Source organism: Frankia sp. AiPs1, from assembly GCF_023716945.1.
Classification (GTDB): Bacteria; Actinomycetota; Actinomycetes; order Frankiales; family Frankiaceae; genus Frankia.
This window is the reverse complement of record NZ_JAMQQF010000980.1, coordinates 1-1,216: the sequence shown is the minus strand read 5'-3', so window position 1 is coordinate 1,216 and position 1,216 is coordinate 1. Positions and strand designations below refer to the sequence as shown.

Below are 1,216 nucleotides of genomic sequence, written 5' to 3'. Positions count from 1 at the left end.
CGCAAGAAGTACGGGCTGAAGAAGGCCCGTAAGGCTCCGCAGTACAGCAAGCGCTAACCTTGCGTCCCCCTCGCCGGGGGGGGCCCCCCCCCGGGGCGCCCCCGGCGCCGACGGCGGAGCCCTCGTCCAGCCCGCCGACGCCCAAGCCCACCCCTAAGCCGACGCCCAAGCCGACTCCAAAGCCGACCCCTAAGCCGACCAAGACCTGCCCCTCCGGCGGACGCGCAGGCACCAAGCGCACCTGCGGCAGCTCTCCGACCGTGCAACCCTCGCCGAGCGGCTTGCGCCTCTACACCAGCGCCGCGCCGTGACCCACCACCTCGGGTAGCGGTTCGCGCGCATCCCCCGATCCCTCACCCGGCCCGGACGCGATCCGGCCGGGGCGAGGTCGAAGTGCTGGAGGCTGGTGACGGTCCCCGGGCCTCGGACCGGTCATCAGCCTCCAGCACCTCTCGGTACGCAGTCAGCCGGCCGGCGGTGGCGATCACGCGGGGGCCGGAACCCCCGCGCCAGGGCCAGGAAACTTGTTCCGTCAGCCGTCAGCCGTCAGCCGTCAGCCGTCAGCCGTCAGCCGTCAGCCGGCCCGGACCTCGGCCGCCGTCGGCTAACAGGCGGGCGGGGGAGATGTGGCGGTGCCGCCCGATCCCGTCGGGCAACTCGTGGGCGATGCCGGGGCCGACGCGGTCGCCGACGGCGACGGCTCGCTGGTTTGGGAGGCGCCCGATGTCGGCGTCGGTCGCTCGGTCGGCGGCGAACTCGGTTCGGCGCTCGGTGAGACGGTCGCCGTCGCATGGGCCTGCGGATCGGATGTCGGGTAGGGCCGCGCACCACCGAATGCAGGCGCGGTGGTCCGCGCCGGCGGCAATCGGTCGCGGGCACCGCCGTCGGATGTCCACCGCGGGCCGCCGGGCACCGCCGGATCGGAGCGCGCGCCGGGGGCCGTGCGATCCAGCGGCGGCACCCCCGACGGCTCCACCTGCGGATCCGAACCGCCGGCCGCGATGAGGACCGCGAGGATGCCGACCAGCAGGGCGACCAACAGCGCACCGCCGGCCAGCGGGCCCGACCGCCGCCAGGGCGGCGGCAACCAGCCGAAGGCGGCATCCAGCGGACTGCCGCGGCGGATCATCCCGCCCGAGGCACCTGTGCTCCCGGAGGCGACGCGCAGGGCTCCCGCCCCTCCCGCGCCGGTCCGCAGCACGCCGGACCCTGGCCC

1 protein-coding gene and 1 pseudogene are annotated in these 1,216 nt (G+C 75.7%); both read left to right on the top strand.

Translation table 11 applies throughout. From position 1 onward, the window contains the following. The first annotated feature begins 626 nt into the window (after nucleotides 1-626). Nucleotides 627-818 (top strand): hypothetical protein, encoded by a 192-nt coding sequence (locus ND748_RS32320; RefSeq protein WP_251750062.1) that lies wholly within the window; start codon nucleotides 627-629, stop codon nucleotides 816-818. Between the two features lie 198 nt (nucleotides 819-1,016). Further along, nucleotides 1,017-1,216: pseudogene (locus ND748_RS32315) on the top strand (hypothetical protein); the annotation flags it as partial.